This window comes from Candidatus Hydrogenedentota bacterium, from assembly GCA_019637335.1.
In the GTDB taxonomy this organism is placed as follows: domain Bacteria; phylum Hydrogenedentota; class Hydrogenedentia; order Hydrogenedentales; family JAEUWI01; genus JAEUWI01.
Genome location: JAHBVV010000011.1, coordinates 56,085 through 76,742 on the forward strand (window position 1 = coordinate 56,085; position 20,658 = coordinate 76,742).

Below are 20,658 nucleotides of genomic sequence, written 5' to 3' on the forward strand. Positions count from 1 at the left end.
CGTTCCCACGGTCCCCCGTGGGAATGCCGACCGTTCCGCTCAGCGGAACAACGCCAGCAACAAGCGCCTCCAAGCGCCTCCAAGCGCCTCCAAGCCCTCCAGCCTAAAGCAGCTCGACCCGCAGCACAACCGTTTCGCGCGGCGGGAGGGTGAACGCGATCTCCGCGCGCGGGCCCGTGACGTCCAGCGCCTGCGTTTCGTCTCCGATCCGCACCTGGTATACGCCCTCGCGGAGAAGGTAGAACTCGGCCCCCATCGCGCGCGGCTTCGGGCCAAAGTGATACATCCGCGCCTCGAAACCATCCGGACTCGAATCGGTCACCAGCGCCGCAATATTGCGCGGCGGCGTCTTCCAACGCACGGCATTCAGCGGAAAATAGCCCGCCGTGCCCGGGTCCCCGGTGATCGTGGCGTAGAGGAGCATCGGATCGGGCGATTCGATGCCCTCGACCGCCTCGGGGTACATCCCGTTCGCGCCGTAGAGCGTGGGGAACCGGAGTACGCGATCAGTATAGCGCACCTCACTCGTGAAGCCGGGAAAATTGGTTCCCAGCGCCGTAGCGGTGCGTTCCAGCGCGGATACGAGCGGCGCTTTCTCACCCCGGAACCGGAACTGGGCGTACGGTGCGTTCCCGGCGAGCAGCGCGTCAAATTCGGTGCTCCCCGAGAGCAGCCGGTACTTCGAGAGGACGCTCGACTGATCGCCCATCTTCATCGCGCACCACGCCTCCGAACCCGGCGCCGGCTCGGTAGCCGGGGGTTCCAACGTGTACTTCAGGCGAAGCGCCGCCATGCTCCGAACCGGCGCCAGGTACTTATCGTCGCCCGTAATGTGCCACGCCAGCAGCAGGGTGTGCGTCATCTGCGACATCGCGCTCGGGAACACATACAGCGGGTCGTTCGTGTGGTTTTCCGGGTCCCACCAGTTTGCGCCGGTTCCGCCGACCGTACCGCTGGGCCAGTGGATCGCGCTGGGGATGACCCCGGCGGGCTTGCCACGCTCTTCGCGCGCGGCGGCGTCGGCCCAGGTGTCCATCCAGTCGGTGAAAAGCCGCGTCAGGCCGGGGTCGCGGGTGCGCTGCCACAGGATCGTCACGGGCTGTAGCGCGCGGGGGTGATACACCGTGTCGCAGGCCCGCTTGGGGGATTCGTCGACCTGGTCCACGGAGAAATAAGTGCTCTTGAACTGGAGCTGCCCCCGCTCGTTCCGGCCCATCCAGAGCGACTCCGCCAGCTCCACAAGCCGCATGGACCGCTCCCGCCACTCCGCGCTGTCCGGGTCGAGGTGCAGCATCGGCGTCAGGACATCCGAGGAGTCCTCGGCGGTGTGTTCCACGTCATAGACATGGTCGGTGTACCCGCCCTGCATGTGTTTCTGGGAAAGCAGCCCGCGCGAGAGCTTCTCTTGCGCCGCACGGACCTTCGCGTCCTCGAAGCCCATCAGGATCGCCGGCCAGAAGCGCCACATCTCGCAATCGTCGCCCCAGTCGCCGCCGTATTGCCCGTCCGCCTGCTGGCGGTGATCGATCCACCAGTGGATGATATCGGTCAGCCGCTCGATGCCCTCGCGCTGCGCAACGGCCCACGCGGGCGCATCCGCGGGCGCTGGATAGGCCGACGGCGGCGGGACGGGCTCGCCCAGGTACATCCGGGCAAGCGGCTCGGCGGGAAAGGCCTCGTGCGCCTGCTCGAAGATCCCCCGCACCTGGTCCAGCCGCGCGCGGCGAACGGCGGGGTCCTTCCAATAGCCCCCGTACTCCATCGTTACCCAAATCAGCATCCGCGCGCGATACAGGTGTGTCAGCGGATACAGCGGTGAATCCGCGGCGATGCCGAAATCGTAGTCCTCGGTGTCGAGCACCGGACGGCTGAAATAGTCCGTCCGCGGGTTGTTGATGTAGCGGTCCACCTCCTCCGCCAGCCGCGCCGCATCCCGCCGGACAGAATCGTCCAGGTTCGGATCCGACGCGAGTTCCTGCAACACGAGCAGGCGCGCGGCGTCCGACGGCGCGTTGCCCGCGCGGGAAATGCGGTCTTCGAGGCCCGCGGCGCCCGCGAACGGCCCGGACAGGAGAAAGAAGGTGACAAAAATACAGCACAGGCGCATCGGAATGGCCCTCCTCATGATCAGGTGGCGCGCAACGTTGAATCCATTCTCACCTTACGGGAGCCACACCGCCGATGCAAGCCACGGGCGCCGCGTATCCGCCTACCACTCCCCGCGTTTGCCGAACTTCTCCCGCGCCGCCGCGCCAAAAGCCGCGCCCGCCGCGCGCATATCCGCCAGGATCTCCTCCGTCGTCTTCCCCGCCGCCCCGCGCCCCGCCGGGATTACCGTCCGGCACTCGTTGGAGTCCATAAAGCGCGCCGCGTCCAGCAGCCCGGCCTCGTCCTCCTCCGGAACAACGAGAAATCCGTGCTTGTCCGCATGGATAATCTGGCCCGGGCGCACCCGGCGGCCAAACACCTCCACCTCGCAATTCCAGCGCGCCGGCCAGCTGTGCGCATGCCCCACGCAGAAGCGCCCCGCCAGCGCCTTGAAGCCCGCGTTGCACATCTCGTCCCAATCGCGGATCGCCCCGTCCGTAATCGTGCCCACGCACCCAAGCGCCCGGTGAATATTCGCGTTCACCTCGCCCCAGTACGACCCCAGCACCCGGGGCTTGTCCAGATCCTGCACCACAACAATCTTCGGACCCGGCTGCTCCGCGATATAGCGGAGATACGCCTGCACCGCGTCCGGATGCTCCGCCTTGTGCGCGGGATTCCCCGGCTCGCAGACCACCGTCACCGCATACCCCACCATCGGGCCCATCTGCGGCATGAAATCCGTGCACGCCTCCAGATTAAACCCGTCCGCGGCCGGATCATGCCGGGTGATTTGCTCCCAGCCATTGTAAATCGTCGGGGTGTTCCAGCGTTTCAGTTCCAGCAGTTCGGCGTGGGAGAGGGGCATGGCGGCGCTTTCGAATCCAGAGGTTGGACGCCGGGAACCACAATCGCCCGGCGGACTGCGGAAACTCTAGCAGGATACGGGCGTCGGATTAAACCGCGGGGAGGGGGAGGGCAAACCAGAACCACCGGCGCCGACTTCATTGCGGCGCCATGCGATCGGCGCAAAATCCCCCTTTTCGTGCCACGCGATTGCCGCCTCCGGCGGCATTCGTGTGCCTGGAGCAAGGCAGCGCGCGGCGCCGGCAGAACAACCCCTCACGCGCGTTTCGAGCATCCAAATGCGTATCGTCCGGAAGCTAATGGAGGGATTTTGATCGCCCTACGGAAGGTTTGCCAGATCGTCCATATCGTTCGCCCGCCCTCGTGCGCGCTTGTTTACCTTGAGGTCTTCCAGGCTGATGATATCGGCTTCGATATCGTCGAATCTGGCCTTCCCCCGCCGCGCGTAACATGCCTGGAATATCAGGCCCTCCATGCCAGTGAGCAGTTCGATGCGCAGCGGCGGACACCCCAGCCGGATGACTTTGCCCCATTTCCGGAATGCCTCGTAGAATGTTTCAGAAGGGCGGATTTCAAACGCTTCCAATGTGGCGGTCACTGCGCGTTCGTTGTCCAATGTATTATCGACCCAGAAGTGTATCCCTCCGGCGCCGCGGGGATATCCGTAGTAAACCACCGCAATCCCGCCGACAAGCATGTACCGGACGTCATTTGAGATCATCAATCTCAAAAACTCGTTCCATACGTGCGGTAGCGGGATCGTAGCCATACACCATCCGTCTCATATATTCGATCGCCTCAAGCCGCTCTGCCGGCGTCCGGCTCAGCCAGTATTCCAGGTCGGTTCCCTCGTTGCCAAGGTCGCACACGGAGAAGGCCGTCTTATCGAAAGTGTTCCAATCCACGCTATCCATCCTCTGCACGGCGCGATTTGCGCCATGCTCACACCTCCATTATGGCCCCCTCGGGCGCGCCAATCAACCACCCGATCGCACCGACGCCCCGCCGGAACCGCGATCGCCCACGCAACTCCCAATCGCCCTCGGCCTCGGCATGCCGCTCGCTTCAGTCAACGCGCGCCAACGTGGCTTGGCCTTCCAGGCTGAGGCAGCGTGAGCGCCGGATTCGAACACCCCATCGAGGTCGTGAACACAGCCTCGGATTCCCAAAGTCTGATCGTCTTTTCCTCATTCGTGTCCATTCGCGTTGATTCGCGGTTCAACTTCCTTTGGTTTCGGCCAACGGCCGCCCTGAGCCCTTCGTGGTGATCAATTAATAGACTCCCCTGTGATCTCTGTGATCTCTGTGTTCTTTGGGCTCTATGTGGCTCCCAAACCAATCCCCGTCGCGCCATACTCCCACATCCCGCCCCGGGTCTCGTCCTCCCTTCGTCGTTCTTCTCAACCATCTGTGTGGTCACAAATCCCGATCGCGGCCCGCGGCTGCACCAGGCGAATTCGTGTCAATTGGTGTTCATTCGAGGTCAAAAAACGCTCCCATGCATCCACCCAATTCGTCTGCCTGCAAGAAATCACCCTATGCGCTCTCTGCGTTCTATGCGGTTAAAGCTCTTCTCTGTTAACCTTCGTGCCCTTCGTGGTGATCCCCGCTTCGTTTGTGGCCGATCGCCTTTGCCCCCTCCGCCATTGATGCGCTACCATGCAAATCAATCGCAGCACAACGCAAGGGGCCCATCATGCGCACGCGCCTTCCGAAACCAATCCTGATCGCCATCCTCCTCTTCCTCACGTTGAGCACCCGCGCCGCCGAACCCGACTACGCCGCGAAAGCCGCACAATTGGCCGCGCCTCGGGATCGCCCATCCATGTATATCACCGCCGCGCCGGTCCCTGGGCTGCGCTCCGTGGCGGATCTCCGCGCGGGGATTCAGTCGGGCCACGCGAAAAAACTCTGGGAGGCCCTGCGCGAATCGGTGGACGCGGATCTCGAATCCCCGCCCGTGACCCCGGTGCGGATGGATAACGGCGAGCGCGTCGTGCTCAACCGCTCCTACGGGATCGTATCCCAGGCCGCGAGCCGCATTCTGAACACCGCGCTGGTGGGGCTCGTGCTGGAGGACCGGCGCTATGTTGACGCCACCCTGAACCAGATAATGGCGCTGTTCGACGAAGCGCAGTGGCCGGAATGGTCCGACCAGGCGCACCTGAACAAGGGAATGCACGCGGACTTGCGGCACGGGCAACTCGTGCTGCCCGTGGCCCTCGCCTACGACTGGCTCTACCATCAGCTCACACCCGAGGAACGGAAGGCCATTCTCGACGGCCTCGATGAATACGCGATTACGCCCTACAAAAAAGGCCTCGAGGCCGGAGAACACTGGAGCCGCCGCCACAGCAACTGGATGACCGTCGTGCTCGGCGGCTTCGGCGTCGCCGGCATGGCCCTGGGCCTCGATCACCCGGACAGCGCGATGCTCGTAGCGAATTCGCTGCCCATGATGGAGACCTACCTCGACGCCCTCGGCCCGGAGGGCGAGTTCAACGAAAGCGTGCAGTACGCGGGGTCGATGTTCTCGGTCGTGGGCTATTTCATGGCCATGCGTTACGCAAGCGGCGGGGAGGACCAGCCCTTCGACCGGCATTCGCTCGACAAATTCTACACGTGGTACATGCACTTCACCTTCCCGCCCGGGCGCGTGGCGGGCTTTGGCGATCCCGCCCCGGACATGCCCCCCGTGGTCACGCCCGTGGCTGCCGTGGCGGCCGCCACCCGGAACCCCGTGTTCCAATGGTTCTATGAGCAATACCACACCCAGATGTTGGAGTCGCACCGGCGCCGCGCCATGGAGCTGCTCTACTACGACGCCACCCTCGAACCGAAATCCCCCGCCGGCGTCCTCCCGCTCGGCCGCGCCTACCACTACCAGGGCCACCTCGTGAGCAGTCGCAGCAGCTGGGATCCCGATTCCTGCGTCTCCGTGGTCTATGGCAAGTCCGGACGCGAAGCGCACCACGGCCACGCGGACTGGGGGCAGGTCTGTATCGATGGCTACGGCGAACGCCTGATCGTGGATCTGGGCTCGCCGCCGGGCTACCCCAAGGACAGCACCGAGCGCTATTACAACTACCAGCAGTTCGGGCACAACGTCTTCGTGTTCGGCCAGAACGAACTCGGCGGCGTCCACGCCCGCGAGAAGAATCCCGGCGGCGCGACGGTGTACGCGGAGTTCGACGAAGACCGCGGCGCCGCCTGGACCTTCGATCTCGGCGCGGTGTACGGCGAGGGCTACACCGTCACGCGGACCGTCGTCCACCTGCTGCCCCGGACCGTGGTAGTGCTGGACACGGCGAAGTTGCCCGAAGTGCAGCCAATCAGCCTGCGCTGGCATCTGGCGAAGCCAGTCGAGCCCGCGCCGGATGGTTCATTTCGATGCGCGAGTGGTGGCGTGACGTTGATCGGCCGGATGGTGCAGATCGCTGGGAATGGAAGTCTATCCAACGGACAGCATGCCTATGAGCCCCCCTACAACAAACACAGACTCGGGGAAGAATTCGCGCAACGGTATGAGCCGTATATCGAAGCAAGATCGGAAGCGGATCAATGTCGGGTCATTTCGATGTTCTCGGTCACTGAATCTAACGAGTCGCATCCGGTGTGGCAGGATACACCTGCCAGGGACATATGGTCGATCCAAACGCCGGAGGGACTGGTTTCAGTTGACTTGGAGGAGGCGGGATTGACGGTGGCGCTGGATGACACAGCGTTGTGGCAGGTGGCGGTGGGAGGAGAGTAAATCTGTTGGATTCTCAGAGGTTTTCTGCAATGACCCGTCGTTTGCGCGGCGCGCGTTGGCGATTCATCGCGCACATGAACCGGGCCGACGTCGGTTTAGGGCGGGTCTCTGGAAACGCCTGGCGGATGCCGCGACATCCATTGTCGGCAAACCCGACGCATATTTTATGGAGAGTTTTTGTTTTTTCGGGTACTATCGAGGTGAGGTCGACCGTTCGACCTGCTCATGGTTCATTGTGGTGTGCGCAATTAGCGGCCTGCGAATAGCGTAGCGTCAAGAAGGTGTGCAGATAAATCTGGAGTTACCCCATAACATGGCGAGTCATTGGCTCCTGAAACTGTGCGGTCTTTTCCAGACTTTGGTTGGTATCTTTTGCTGCATAGTTTTTCTAAATCTCTGGCCAACTGCCGACTTCGTGATAGGAATTCTCTTCGGAACCATGGGCCTTTGGCTATGCGCGCTCGGTTTGGGCGTGATGGCGAGTTCACCGTGGGCCTGTTCGCTTTCCCAAGCGACGGCGTGGCTTTGCTTCGCTTTTGGTGCGTGGCAAGTCTTTGGAGAGAAGCTGATTCGTACGGCGAGAATGACGCACACGGCCGACAACGGTGACGTATGGGTGGGCCAAGTCTGTGGCCTTATGGCATTTGCAATTCTTGTAAGGCTGCTTCTTTTTGTCCTGATTCCCTTGGGGTTGGCCCTTGCCTATAGCTTTCTTCAACCCATCGCGAACGCCGGAGAACAAGGGCCGGGAAGGCGCTGGTCGAGGGACCACCCGACATCGGCCCTGGTCCTGTCGGGTCTGTATGCGGTGTCCGCGTTAATTTTGGGCTGCAACGCCTGGCTGGGGACACCATTCCTTTTCTTTGGCGTAATGCTCCCTGGCCCGATTGGCGCCCAGCTGGCCAGCCTAGTTGCGCTCGGGATGCTCTTGCTCTCTGTCGCACACGGGCTGCAATGGAAGCGGACGTGGCTCTTCTCCTCAATATTCAGCGTGGTAATCGGCGGGTCCATCATGACTACGTTGACACGCGTTGATTCCGCTGCACTCTATACTGCCATGGAGTGGTCCGCCGCACCCGGGTATCCACATATCGATGTCGCGCGCTATGGCGCCGCCTTTTGGATGTTCGGAATACTCGGACTCAATATGTACGGGCTGATGAAGCCACTGTTGTTCAGACCTGCCGAACCGGATTCGCCATTGGCTGCAACGTAGCAGCAGGTCAGCGATAGATTTTGCCTGCCAAACGCATTGGTGTGTGTCATTTTGAAGCGCCCGATGTAAAGTAGAGCATAGCGCGCCAGACCCTACAGGGGGGATTTCAAACAGCTTATTTTGTAAGGTGCTTATTTCCAATGCCTTAAAGATTTATATTACTTTTGGCACGGCCTTCGCTCTATGCCTGACAGAACACGCAGACAGCGCGGCCACCGGATGGTCCGGAGCCGCAGACTACATCAAGTTTCAGGCACTGAGTTAACGAAGGAGTTTGAGTTATGAACGCGATGACCTGCAAGTCCAACAGCAACTGCAACGCCCTGTCGCCCTGGGCCGGCTTCCGGGACCTGGAAAACCACCTCGAACGCGTATTCCACGGCCACGCCAACCCCGGCGCCTGGATGCCCCCGGTCGACATCTATGAGACCGCGGACGCCTACATCCTCGAGGCCGATCTCCCCGGCATGAAAAAGGAAGACATCGCGGTGCAGGTCGTGCAGGACCGGGTCTCCATCAAGGGCGCGCGGAAGCGGCCCGAGCGCGTGGCTGAAACGGGCTACCGCCGCTACGAACGCGCCGAGGGCCAGTTCGAGCGGAACTTCCGGATCAACGGCGGCGTGGATGCGGCGAAGGTCGAGGCCAGATTCGAGAATGGCGTCCTCACGGTGACCCTGCCGAAGCCGGAAACCGCGAAGCCCCGGCAGATTGACGTGAAAGTGAGCTAACAGCCTGCCACACCGGCCATGCGAAGCCTCCCGCCGCGCCGCCTCCTCCGGGCGCGGCGGGGGCGTTTTTCGTTCGCCCCTGGATCGCGTGCCATCATGTGCGCTTTGCATCATTACGGGCGCCTTTCGTATGCTGCGGGGAGTTTCACCCAAACCCGTTCGATGACACGGCGCGAGACGCGCTGAAGGCCCCATGGAATCTACGCTTCCCACGCTTTCTGTCGTACTGCCCGCCTGCAACGAGGCGGACAATGTGCGCCCCCTCACCGAGGCGCTTCGCGAAGTCCTCGATGGGCTGGAGACTCCTTGGGAAGTCATCTGGGTAAACGACGGCAGCGCGGACGGCACGGCCGAAGCCATCGACGCGCTGGCGGCGGCGGATCCCCGGGTGCGCGCGCTCCATTTCTCCCGAAACTTCGGCCATATGGCCGCGCTCTGCGCCGGTCTGGAGGCCGCCCGGGCCACTGGCGCCGTTGTCACCATGGATGCCGACGGCCAGCATCCGCCCGCGCTAATCCCCGATCTGGTGTCGCGCTGGAAGGCCGGCGCCGATATCGTTCAGACCCTGCGCGAGCCGTCGAGCCAGGAAGGTTTTCTCAAGCGCCAATCCTCGGCGGGATTCTACCGGGTCCTGGGCTGGCTCGCGGATATCGATCTGCCCGCGGGCGCGGCGGACTTCCGCCTGATGGATCGCCAGGCCGTGGATGCGCTCAACAGCCTGCCGGAGCGCGTGCGCTTCGTGCGGGGCCTCGTGCACTGGGTCGGCTTCACCTGCGAGTGCGTCTCGTATGCGTCCGCGCCGCGCCAGCACGGCGAAACGAAGTACAGCTTCTTCAAGATGATGGCCTTCGCGCTCAGTGGCCTAACGTCCTTCTCCGTGCGCCCCCTGCGCCTTTCCTTCTTGATGGCGCTCATCGTTATCGCGCTCGCCGCGTGCTACAGCGCCTTTGTCCTCTGGGCCTGGTGGGCCGGTCTCGCCCTCACGCCCGGCTGGGCAAGCATCATCCTGGTCATGATGCTACTCGGCGGCGCCCAGCTCTTCGCCATCGGCATCGCCAGCGAGTATCTGGCCCGCAGCTACATGGAGCAGAAACAGCGCCCCATCTATATCCTCCGCAAACCCCGGCCACGCGAAACGGATTCGCCATGAGCGGCGCCTGCATCTGCTGTGAAGGGGCGGACGCCGTCCCGCACCTGCGTGGCCTGCTTCGGTGTCCCGACTGCACCCATGTCTGGGCGGACATGCGCCTGTCGGACGAAGAACTCCGCGCACTTTACGCCGAAAACTACTTCCTTGGCGAAGAATACCTCGACTACGAAAAGGAGGCGCCCGCGCTCCGTCGAAACTTCCGGCTGCGCCTCCGCGAGCTCACGGCCCGCGCCCCGGGCGGCGCCCTCTGGGAAATCGGCTCGGCGTACGGCAATTTCCTCCAGGAGGCGCGGGAATACTACGCCGTGGCCGGCTGCGACATCTCCGATCACGCCGCCGCCCGCGCCCGCGACGTTTTCGGCCAGCAGGTGACCTGCGGCGACTATCTGACCCTTGATATCCCCATGGGCCAGGACGTCGTGTGCCTCTGGGATACCATCGAGCACCTCGCCGCCCCCGCGCCCTATCTGGCGCGCGCCGCGGAGCAATTGAGGCCCGGCGGCGTCCTCGCCCTGAGCACCGGCGACATCGGCGCGTGGCTCGCCCGCGTGCGCGGGGAGAAATGGCGGCTCATTCACCCGCCCACGCACCTCCACTATTTCACCGCCCGTTCCATGCGGACCCTCCTCGCGCGGCTGGGCTTTGTCGAGGTGGAAGTGCGCCACCACGCCTTCTGGCGGAGCGCGGACGCCGTGGCCTACCGCCTGATCGGCCATCCCCCGGATCGATGGACCGCGGGCCTCTACCGCCTGCTGAATCGGGCCGGCGCGCTGGACTTTTCCTTTCCGGTGAACACCTTCGACCTGATGACCGTGTATGCGCGGAAGGGCGCCGCCGAATGAGGGCGTGTTTTTCGCAACATCCCCGGCTGCGCGAGGCCCTGCTGGCCCTGGCGGCGCTCATTATCATCGCCGGCGCGCTCGCCCTCACCTTCCTGCACGTGCTCCGCTCCGGACCGGAGGACATTGCGGGACGTTACGACATCTTCCGCTACTACGGCCCCATCACCTTCTATCTCGATTTTTGCCTCAGCCAGGGCGAACTCCCGCTCTGGAATCCCATGGTCTATTGCGGGCTGCCGAACGCGGCCAACCCGCAGGCCTTCGTTTTCTACCCGCTGAACCTGCTGCGGAGCCTGCTCCTGCCGTCCGTGAGTCCGCTCGCGACCAACATCAGCCTCGTAATCTTCGTCGGCCTGCACCTGCTCGCGATGGGGTGGGGGACCTGGCTCCTGGCGCGCGCGCACCGCCTCAGCTTCCCGGCCGCGCTCGTGGCCGCGCTCGCCTGGGTATGCAGCGCCCTCATCGTGCGGCGGGCCTGCGAGTACCACTTCCTCTACACCATGGCCTGGCTGCCGTTTCTGCTCATCCTGGTCAAAGCCGCCATCGACGCGCGGGAAGCCCGCCTCAAATTCGCCATCGCCCTCGCCGCCGGCCTGCTCTTCGGCATGGCCATTCTCGGCGGCTTCCTGCAAATCGTGAACTACCTCGGCGTCACCATTGCCTTCTACGCCCTCCTCTACCGGGCCTCCCTCGCCGGAGAAGGGCGCGGATGGCGCGCGGCGCTCGCCCGCGTCGGCGTGGAATCCGTCTGCTTCGCCACTATGCTGGCTGTCGCGGGCCTGATCGCGCTGGTATTGCTCCTTCCCGTGACCGAGCTCGCCCCCTTCTCCACCCGCGACAAGGGCTCGTCGGTCAGCATGTACTCCGACCTGATGGCCTGGGACATCAAGCGCCTCTACCAGAGCCTCGTGATTTACGCCGGCCCCCAATGGGAAACCGAGACCGCGCGCCTGGCGGGCGTGACGGCCATCCTCCTCGCCGTAGCCGGATGCTTTCACCGCCGCCGGGGCCTCGTGGCCCTCTTCGGGCTGCTCGCCTACGCCTTAATCGATTGCGGCTTCGGACCGCCCTTCCCGATTGCCTCACTCGTGAACCTCGTTACCCCGTTCTCCTCCTCGGCCTACTCGCGTGGCTTCGATTTCGCGCTCTTGCCCCTGGGCATGCTCGCGGGCCTCGGCGTGGACACCCTCCGCGACGCCGCGACCCGGCCCGCTGCGCGGCGTTTTCTCGCGGTCGCCCTGCTTTATGCCGCCGGCGTCACGCTGATCCCGCTCTGGGGCTGGACCCACCCCCACGGCTACCTGCCGGTGTCGGGCCTGGTGGTCCTGATTCCCGCGCTGGGCCTGCTGCTCATGCTGGCCGCCATCGCGCTCCGGGGCCGCGCGGCGGGGGCGATCGCCTTTCTACTGCCCTTCGTGTTGCTCGCCGAAACCCTCGCGTGGAACAGCGTCTTCGTGCCCTGGATGATCGCGCGCCACCTCAACGAAACCCCGCCGCTGCAAGCCGGCCACCAATTCCCCCAGGCCAACCGGCGCGGCACGGATCCGATACCCAACCGCACGCTTTACAGCATGCGGCCCGCCATAAACGGCGTGGACCCCCTGCACCTGGCGGACATGCGGGTGCTCGTGAGCGGCCAGTTCCGGGAAAAGCTGAACAAACGCGAAGTGCGTGACTGGGAACCGACCGCCGAAAATGCGCGGGGGAATCTCTTCCTGAAGCGCTTCTTCTGGCTCGTTCCCGCGTGGGACGATGCCCCGCTGCCCGGGAAGACCGATCTGTTTCCCCCGACTTCCGTGGTCTACCTCGACGAAGCGCCCGCGCTGGACGTCCCCCGCCACAGCGGACCGGGAGGGACCTGGGCCAGCGTGTCGGAACGCGCAATCCGGGTCGAAATCCCCGGCGCCGCCGCGCAGGTGAACGACCCCGCGACGCCCCTGCGGTCACGATTCTTGTTTACGGTCCCGGAGACCATTGAGGGCGTTTCCGCGGGCTCCTCCGGCGCGCTCCACAGCGCGCTGGTGCTGCACTACGTCGGCGATACCCCCGCACAGGTGGATACCGTTTTCGTGGACCGGGAAGACGGGGCCCGCACGTGGGGCCTACGGCACCGCCCGGGCCGGGGTGCGGGGGTATTGGAGGTCCCCGTGCCCGATATGCGCGCGGGGACCGCCGAAGTGACCATCAAGCCGGAGAAGCAGGGCAATTTCCGGCTCACCGACGCCTATCTGGCCGTGGACCCGGAGGATCGCGATCAAAACATTGCGATCCGGGACTTCTCCGCCAACCGCATGGCGCTGTCGGTCGAAGTGGCGGGGGAGAGGCCGTCCATGCTGGTCTTCCTGGATGCCTGGTATCCCGGTTGGACTGCCTGGATCAACGGAGAGCCCGCACGGATTCAACGCGCGAACGGTGCTTTCAAGGCGATCGCCCTGCCGCCGGGGACGCACGAGGTCGTCTTCGCGTTTCGGCCGCGATCGGTCTACATTGGCCTGGCGATCTCGCTCCTCGCCGCGGTGGGCGCCTTCGGAGCCATGGCCGTGCTGCTCATTCGCTACCGGCGGGATCAGCATCGCCGCCCGTCGCCGGCGCCGTTGCTGGAGGCGCCGGATTCCGCGCAGCCGTGAGGCCCGCCCCGATCAGGTAGACGCAATACGCGAGCAACAGCCATGAAAGCAGGGCCGACAACGCATACTGCGACTCCAGAAACCCCGTGATGTTGAACGCGTGGAACGCGATGACGACCCCGAAGGAGATTGCGGCCCCAATCAGGCGCACGGTGCTGTCCAGGCGCGGCAGAAAAAGAAACAGCGGCAGCAGCAGCGCGATTTGGTAGTACGTCGTGGGCGAGCTGAGGATAAACATCGGGACATAGGAAAACGCCACGGCCTCGTAGTCCTCCAGCTTCCGGACACCGAAGAAGGCAAGCAGCAAGCCCACAATCTGGCAGGCGCGCCACGCGATCTGGTGCTCCCCAAACCACGCTTCCTTCCCCGCGATGCCATCGAAGGCGTGGAGGAAGGCGTATTTGAACCCCGTGCGTTGCGATACCAGGTCCTCGTCGTGCAGTGCGATCTTTTCGAGGAAATCCCGCCAGTGTTGCAGGCCTCCATCCCAGACCACGCTCGCGGTCACCAGCGCCACGGCCACCGCCGCGAAGGCCCAGAAAAACTCCACATAGTGCCGCGCGATCCGACGGTTCGTGTAGATGTCCCAAGCGAAGCGCGCGCCCATCCCGAAGAGAAACACCAGGGGGAACAAACGCGACATCCCCGCAACCGCCACCAGCGCCCCGGCGCTCTTGAAGTGGCCCAGCCGCAGCAGACAGATCGCGATCCCCAGGCAAGCCAGCCAGTCCCAGCGCAGCAGGGCGCCCCGGATTTCATTGACCCCGTACATGCCGAAGGCGAAGTGGGCCCCGAAATAGACCAGCACAAGCAGCATGACGCGCGCTCCAAACGCGCTGCGCACCGCCCCCAGCATCAACGCGAGCAGCAGCGGGTCCAGCCAGAGGAGCAGCCGCATGTGGAAGGGCTGGGCCGTGTCCGTCGCGTTCGTGATCCAAGCCCCGAACATATTCCACACCGGCGTCGCGTTGTACCCCTTGTCATGCACCACGCCCGGCCAGCGCCGTGGAATGGTGATCTCCTGAAAATACGCCACGTCCTTCTTGAACGCGTCCCAGCGCTCCGGGGTGAACAGCGCGCGGTAGCGCTCGGCGTCGCGCATGATGTCCGCGGCGGGTTCCATCGCGTAGGTCCGCATGCTGCGGACCCGGTCATGCATCAGGCGCCCATTGTTCTCGGTATTGGCCACGACCGTGGCGTTGTAGAGGTCGTCGTAGCCCAGTTCGGCGGAGTACTTGGCCCCCAGGTAGTAGTGATACCAGCCGTGCGGGTTCATGAAGCGGCCATGCTTGGGGTAATAGCCGAAATCGAGGAAGAAGGCCACCGAGAGGATCGCGAGCACGCCCAAGGCGATCCCGGCGCGCCGGTCCACATCCGGAAGCCGGTGCTGGCGGGCGATCCGCAGAATAATCAGCAGCCCGATCGCCGCCGCGCAAACGAGGATCTTCCCAATGGCGATGAGCGTAAGCAGATTCACAAGCGCCTCTCCCGGACCGCGGCACAAAGCCCGTATGGTAGGGCGAGCGGGTGTGGAATTCAAGGGCCGCCCGGGGTGCGCGGATCCGCCCCCCGCCGGGAAGTCCGTCCAGCCGCGTTCCCGGACACAACCGTCCTGCGAACTCTGCAATGCGGCGGAAGGAAACGGGCGGGGGAGAGGGCTACTTGTACCGGTAGGTGATGCGACCCTTGGTCAGGTCGTAGGGGGACATTTCGAGGGTGACGCGGTCACCGGGCAGGATACGGATGTAGAACTTGCGCATCTTCCCCGAAATGTGCGCCAGGACCATATGGTCATTCTGGAGCCGCACGCGGAACATGGCGTTGGGCAGCGGTTCTACCACCGTACCTTCGACTTGGATGGATTCTTCTTTTTGCATACGTTGCGATCAATACCTTTTTGCTATGCGTCAGGGTCAATGGATCCAGGAGCGCTCATGCCGCTACCGGCTTGTCCCCCGGGCATACTCCTCTGTGAGTATACCACAAAAATGCCCGCCCCTTTCAAGCGCGCTCTTGCGTTTCGTGCGGGCCGTGGCGTACGCTCCTCTCTTCGGCCTCAATTCGCCACAATGGCGCTCCACGGACCAGCCTTCTGGCCCACGAAAAGGACCCATAAATGACCGGTATTACTTCGTTTTTGTGCCTCGCGGGTTGCCTCGTCGCCGCAACTCCCTCCGCGGACCTCGCCACCGCCGTGAACGCCTTTCTCGACGGGCTCGACGGCAGCCAGCGCGCCCGCGCGACCTTCGCCTTCGATTCCGACGAGCGCTGGAACTGGCATTTCGTCCCCCGCGAGCGCGCCGGCGTCTCCTTTCGCGATTTCAACGAAGCCCAGCGGGATCTCGCGCTGGCGGTGTTGAAGGCCGGCCTCAGCGAACAGGGCTTTCTGACCGCCGAGACCATTCGCGACCTCGAAAACGTGCTCCGCGAAATCGAAGGCCCCCAGGCGACCCACCGCGACCCGCTCGCCTACCACTTCCTCGTCTTCGGAACCCCCGAACCCGAGGGGACCTGGGCACTCCGCTACGAAGGCCACCACCTCGCCCTCAACTGGACCGTGGTAGGCGGAAAGCCCATCGCCACGACCCCACAGTTCCTCGGGAGCAACCCCGGCGACGTCCAGCACGGCCCCCACGCCGGCACGCGCGCCCTCGGCGATCTCGAGGACCTCGGACGCGCCTTCGTCACGGAATTGGACGAAGCAGCCCGCGCGGCGGCCATCCTGAGCGACACCGCGCCGCGCGACATTCTGACCGGAGCCTCGCGCGAGGCCGAACCGCAGGAAGACCGGGGCGTCCGCTATGCCGATCTCGCGCCGGAGTTTCAAGCCCGGATGATTTCCCTGATCGAGGCCTTCGCCCGTGTCCAGCGCCCCGAAATCGCCGAACAGCGGCTTGCCCGCATACGGCGCGCCGGGCTCGACGATGTGAAGTTCGCCTGGATGGGCGGCCTCGAAAAAGGACAGGGCCACTACTACCGGATCCAGGGCAAGACCTTCATTCTCGAATACGACAACACCCAGAACAACGCCAACCACGTCCACGCGGTCTGGCGCGACTTCCACGGCGACTTCGGCCGCGACCTCCTCCGCGACCACTACGCGCGCCACCCCCACTAACCCACAAGAACGCGCCTCAGGCGCGTTCACGTGCCCGGAGCAAGTCGCCCCCATCCCCGCCAAGAACACTCCACCCGAGCGCTTCAACAGGAGGTTGGGCATCCTGCCCGAGACAGCGTAAGGCCACTACTCTCGAGCAGCTGCTCCGAAATATCAAAGGGCGCCACGGGCGCCACACTGCACCCGCCAATCCCACCCCACACGCCCAGCGAAAAACATTTGCAAATCCCCCCACAACGGTGTACAATATGTCGTGAGATTGCGATATGTCCACGTGTGGCCCCACCTATGGGCTCGGAAGGATACCCCCCATGAAAATCAGCGATTCGATGACACGCGCCGCCATGGACCACGCGCGCCTCGTCGCCGCCGCCTTGCTCGCGGCCTGCGTCGCCGTTGCGCTCCTCGCCGGACTGCCCAGCGTCTTTCCCGATGCCCTCCCCGCGCTGAACGGCGTCAAGGTCGACACCGACCCCGAGAACATGCTGAGCCGCGACGAGGCGGTCCGCGTATTCCACAACGACATGAAGAGAGTCTTCGCGCTGAACGAAATGGTCGTGCTCGGCGTGGTCAATGAATCCCACCCCGATGGCGTATTCAACCCCGAATCCCTGCGCAAGATATACGAGCTCACCGAATACGCGCAGACGCTGCGAGGCGAGGCCATCGGCCAAACCGATCCCCAGGCCGGCGTCATCCGCGCGGATGTCATCGCCCCGTCAACGGTCGACAATATCGAGCAGGGCGGCCCGGGCGTCGTGAAGTTCGAGTGGCTCATGCCCGGGCCCCCCGCCACCGAGTCTGACGCCATCGCCGTGCGCGACAAGGCCCGCCGGATCCCCTTCCTCGACGGCACCCTGCTCTCGGAGAGTGGGGGGGCGCTCTGTCTCTACCTGCCCCTGACCTCGAAGGATCTGAGCTACAACGTCTACTCCAGTCTCCGCGACCGGATCGCCACTTTCGAGGGGGACGAGCGCTACTTCATCACCGGGTTGCCCGTGGCCAACGACACCTTCGGCCATGAGATGTTCGTTCAGATGGCGATTTCGGCCCCGACGGCCATGGTCGTCATCTTCCTCCTGATGCTCTTTTTCTTCCGGAAGCTCACTCTGATCATATCGCCGATGCTGATTGCGCTGGCCTCCGTCATCCTCACGATGGGGACGCTGGTTATCACCGGCAACACGATTCACATCATGAGCTCGATGATCCCTATTTTCATCATGCCCATCGCTGTGCTCGATTCGATCCACATCCTGTCGGAATTCTTCGACCGCTACCAGCAGACGCGCAACCGCCGCGAGACCATGTTGCAGGTCATGGACAACCTCTTCACACCCATGCTCTACACCTCGCTGACTTCGTCGGCGGGTTTCGCATCCCTGGCGCTCACCCCGATCCCGCCGGTACAGGTTTTCGGGCTCTTTGTCGCCATGGGCATCATGCTGGCCTGGTTCCTCACCATCACCTTCATTCCCGCGTATATCATGTTCATCCCGGAAAAGCGCCTGGAGAACTTCGGGCTTGTGCATGAGCCCGGTGCGGAGGAGGCCATCGAAAAGGGGCCGATCGCGCGCTTCCTGCACTGGATCGGCTATTTCGCCTTCCACCACGCCAAAGGCGTCGTGGCCGCCGCCGTCCTCCTGCTGGCGGTCGCGGCTTACGGCATCGCGAATATCGAAATCAACGACAACCCCACCAAGTGGTTCAAACAGTCGCACCCCATCCGCGTGGCCGATAAGGTCCTCAACGAGCACTTCGGCGGCACCTACATGGCCTACCTCGTACTGCGCGCGCCCGGCGAGTCCGCCGAAACCGCCCTCGCGGGGACCAGCCAGCCCGAAGCCGAGGAAACGCCCGACGCGCCCGCCCTGCCCGCTGGACTGGGGGGCGACAGCGCGCCCGCCCTGCCCGCCGGCCTGGGGGGCGACCGTGCGCCGGCCCTGCCCGCCGGCCTGGGGGGTGCGCCGGTGGAAGAAGCAGCGCCCGCCCGGGCGGCGGATTCCGGAAAACCGGAAACCTTCAAGGATCCCGAAGTGCTCCGCTATATGCGCGGCCTCCAAGACCATCTGCAAACGACCGGCGTCGTCGGCAAATCAAATTCCGTCGCCGATATCGTGCGCACGGTCCACCGGGAACTGATCGATGGCAGCGAGGAGAATTTCCGTATCCCGGACAGCCCCGCCGCCGTCGCGCAGTGCCTCATGCAGTTCCAGAGCAGCCACCGGCCCGACGACCTGTGGAAGCTGGTCACCCCCGACTACCGCCAGACCAGCCTCTGGGTGCAGCTTCGCAGCGGCGACAACGTGGATATGACCCACGTCGTGGATGAAGTGGCCCGCTACATGGTGGAGAACCCCCCGCCCGTCCCCCTGGAACACGAGTGGTTCGGCCTCTCCTACATCAACGTGGTCTGGCAGGAGAAGATGGTCGCCGGCATGCTCGAGGCCTTCCTCGGGAGCTTCCTGGTCGTCCTCTTCATGATGGTCATCCTCTTCCGGTCGGCGCTCTGGGGCCTGCTCTCCATGATCCCGCTGACCCTGACCATCGCGCTGATCTACGGTGTTGTCGGCATCATCGGCAAAGACTACGACATGCCCGTGGCCGTGCTCTCGTCCCTCACCCTCGGCCTCGCGGTCGACTTCGCGATCCACTTCCTCGCCCGATCCCGCGCCCTGTATGCAACCTACGGATCCTGGGACGCCTGCCACGACCACGTCTTCGGCGAGCCGGCCCGCGCGATCATGCGCAACGTCGTGGTCATCGCCGTCGGCTTCACACCCCTGCTCCTGGCCCCCTTGCTTCCCTATGTCACCGTCGGCATCTTCCTGGCCTCGATTCTTCTCGTTTCCGGGCTGGCCACGCTGCTGCTGCTACCTTCGCTGATCCGCCTGCTGGAACCGCTCCTGTTCCCCAAAACCCAGTTGGTGGCCATGCTATGCCGTTTCGGAACCACCTTTGTCGCAAGCGTAATCGGCATCTTTCTCGTCGCCGTAAACGCGCACCCGTTCCTGGGCGTCACCTGGGCCACCCTGCTCACCGCCATCGCGCCCCTCGTTCTGGTCGCCGCCGGGATCAGCTGGGTCCTCGCCCGGCGCAGCTCGTGCCGCACCTGGCCAGCCGCCGAAACGGAGGCGCCATGACACTGCTCAGAAAACTCTCCCGAAAGAAACAGGTTGCAGTATCAACACAGCTGCTGCTCTCAGATTTCAAAGGGAGATACGGGTGCCACGTTCAAGCTCCGTGGCTCCGCCGCGAAGGCTTGAGCGTGCGAGATTCCAGTAGAGCGCCAACAATCAGAAGCAGCATTTCATCCAAGATGGTTTGCGCGAAGCGTCATGAAAGCCTGTAACTCCAGGGCCTTTACGCCCAGTAGCTATTGAAATCCACAGAACGTTGAGACAAATACGTCAAGGAGACCAGCCATGAAACTCTCTATACGCAACGCCACCCTGGCCCTCGCCCTCGCCGCCTTCCTCGCGGCCCCGGCGCCAGCCCAGGAGACCCCCAGCGTCGACGAGATCGTCCAGAAAGCCCAGCACATGGCCTACTACCAGGGCCAGGATGGCCGCGCCAAGGTCACTATGACCATCAAGGACAAGCAGGGGCGCACCCGAACCAAGGCCTTCACCATCCTGCGCATGAACGCGGACGACCAGGACCGCGAGCAGAAGTTTCTCGTCCACTTCTCCGAACCCGCCGACGAGCGCGGCACGGTCTTCATGGTGCACAAGCACGTCGGCAAGGAGGACGACCGCTGGCTTTACCTGCCCGCCCTCGACCTGGTCAAGCAGATCGCCGCGAGCGATGAGCGCACCAGTTTCGTGGGTTCCCATTTCTTCTACGAGGACGTCTCCGGACGCGGGATCGAAGAAGATACGCACGAACTCGTGGAGACCACGGCAAACGCCTACGTCTTGAAGAACACGCCGAAGAACCCGGGCGCGGTGGAGTTTGACTCCTTCACGATGTATATTGACAAGAACTTCTTCATTCCATTCGAGATTCGGTTTGAGAAGGGCGGCAACGTCTACCGCATCGCCCGCGTCCTCGAAGTCAAGGACATCACGGGAAGCGACGGAACCGTCTACAAGACCGTGACCAAGTCGGAAATGGTGGACGTCGAGTCCGGCGGTTCGACGCGGCTGGATTACGAAAGCGTCGAATACGGCGTCGGCCTGAGCGACGATCTCTTCACGGAGCGCTACCTGCGCAAGCCGCCCCAGCAGTTCCTGAGGTAGTCCGGTTGCGCGCCGCCCCCGGCTGGG

General features: G+C 63.9%; 14 protein-coding genes. 9 read left to right on the top strand and 5 right to left on the bottom strand.

The annotated features are described in order from the left end of the window. Window positions 1-103: 103 nt before the first annotated feature. The 3 genes from KF886_13480 to KF886_13490 all read right to left on the bottom strand — a co-directional run bounded on the left by KF886_13480 (window position 104) and on the right by KF886_13490 (window position 3,724). Window positions 104-2,107, bottom strand: coding sequence for a hypothetical protein (locus tag KF886_13480; GenBank protein ID MBX3178366.1), 2,004 nt, complete (start codon window positions 2,105-2,107; stop codon window positions 104-106). A gap of 102 nt (window positions 2,108-2,209) precedes the next feature. Continuing rightward, window positions 2,210-2,956, bottom strand: coding sequence for an RraA family protein (locus KF886_13485; GenBank protein MBX3178367.1), 747 nt, complete (start codon window positions 2,954-2,956; stop codon window positions 2,210-2,212). A 318-nt stretch (window positions 2,957-3,274) separates the two neighbouring features. Next, window positions 3,275-3,724: a hypothetical protein gene (locus KF886_13490; protein ID MBX3178368.1), complete on the bottom strand. Its 450-nt coding sequence runs from the start codon at window positions 3,722-3,724 to the stop codon at window positions 3,275-3,277. A 927-nt stretch (window positions 3,725-4,651) separates the two neighbouring features. Between KF886_13490 and KF886_13495 the strand changes: the two genes are divergently transcribed. The 6 genes from KF886_13495 to KF886_13520 all read left to right on the top strand — a co-directional run bounded on the left by KF886_13495 (window position 4,652) and on the right by KF886_13520 (window position 13,272). Continuing rightward, complete coding sequence (locus KF886_13495) at window positions 4,652-6,709, top strand: heparinase II/III family protein (protein MBX3178369.1); 2,058 nt, start codon at window positions 4,652-4,654, stop codon at window positions 6,707-6,709. Window positions 6,710-7,022: 313 nt separating this feature from the next. Next, window positions 7,023-7,925: a hypothetical protein gene (locus tag KF886_13500; protein MBX3178370.1), complete on the top strand. Its 903-nt coding sequence runs from the start codon at window positions 7,023-7,025 to the stop codon at window positions 7,923-7,925. A 281-nt stretch (window positions 7,926-8,206) separates the two neighbouring features. After that, entirely contained in the window at window positions 8,207-8,653 is a 447-nt protein-coding gene (locus KF886_13505) for an Hsp20/alpha crystallin family protein (protein ID MBX3178371.1), read from the top strand. A gap of 193 nt (window positions 8,654-8,846) precedes the next feature. Next, window positions 8,847-9,803 carry a glycosyltransferase family 2 protein gene (locus KF886_13510; GenBank protein ID MBX3178372.1) on the top strand — a complete coding sequence of 319 codons (957 nt, stop codon included), beginning with the start codon at window positions 8,847-8,849 and terminating at the stop codon, window positions 9,801-9,803. Beyond that, the gene (locus KF886_13515; GenBank protein MBX3178373.1) at window positions 9,800-10,645 is read left to right on the top strand and encodes a class I SAM-dependent methyltransferase; all 846 of its coding nucleotides are present in this window, start codon (window positions 9,800-9,802) and stop codon (window positions 10,643-10,645) included. The genes KF886_13510 and KF886_13515 overlap by 4 nt, the downstream gene beginning before the upstream one ends. Further along, window positions 10,642-13,272, top strand: coding sequence for a YfhO family protein (locus KF886_13520; GenBank protein ID MBX3178374.1), 2,631 nt, complete (start codon window positions 10,642-10,644; stop codon window positions 13,270-13,272). The genes KF886_13515 and KF886_13520 overlap by 4 nt, the downstream gene beginning before the upstream one ends. On the opposite strand, the gene KF886_13525 is transcribed toward KF886_13520, so the two are convergent. Further along, on the bottom strand, window positions 13,193-14,749 hold the full coding sequence (locus KF886_13525; GenBank protein ID MBX3178375.1) for a hypothetical protein: 1,557 nt from the start codon (window positions 14,747-14,749) through the stop codon (window positions 13,193-13,195). The two genes, KF886_13520 and KF886_13525, sit on opposite strands and share 80 nt — an antisense overlap. 181 nt (window positions 14,750-14,930) lie before the next feature. Then, complete coding sequence (gene infA, locus KF886_13530) at window positions 14,931-15,149, bottom strand: translation initiation factor IF-1 (GenBank protein ID MBX3178376.1); 219 nt, start codon at window positions 15,147-15,149, stop codon at window positions 14,931-14,933. Window positions 15,150-15,388: 239 nt separating this feature from the next. On the opposite strand from infA, the gene KF886_13535 reads away from it, so the two are divergent. The 3 genes from KF886_13535 to KF886_13545 all read left to right on the top strand — a co-directional run bounded on the left by KF886_13535 (window position 15,389) and on the right by KF886_13545 (window position 20,631). Further along, window positions 15,389-16,390: a DUF3500 domain-containing protein gene (locus KF886_13535; GenBank protein ID MBX3178377.1), complete on the top strand. Its 1,002-nt coding sequence runs from the start codon at window positions 15,389-15,391 to the stop codon at window positions 16,388-16,390. Window positions 16,391-16,719: 329 nt separating this feature from the next. Next, on the top strand, window positions 16,720-19,533 hold the full coding sequence (locus KF886_13540) for an MMPL family transporter (GenBank protein ID MBX3178378.1): 2,814 nt from the start codon (window positions 16,720-16,722) through the stop codon (window positions 19,531-19,533). A gap of 282 nt (window positions 19,534-19,815) precedes the next feature. Beyond that, window positions 19,816-20,631: an outer membrane lipoprotein-sorting protein gene (locus tag KF886_13545; GenBank protein ID MBX3178379.1), complete on the top strand. Its 816-nt coding sequence runs from the start codon at window positions 19,816-19,818 to the stop codon at window positions 20,629-20,631. Window positions 20,632-20,658: the final 27 nt, after the last annotated feature.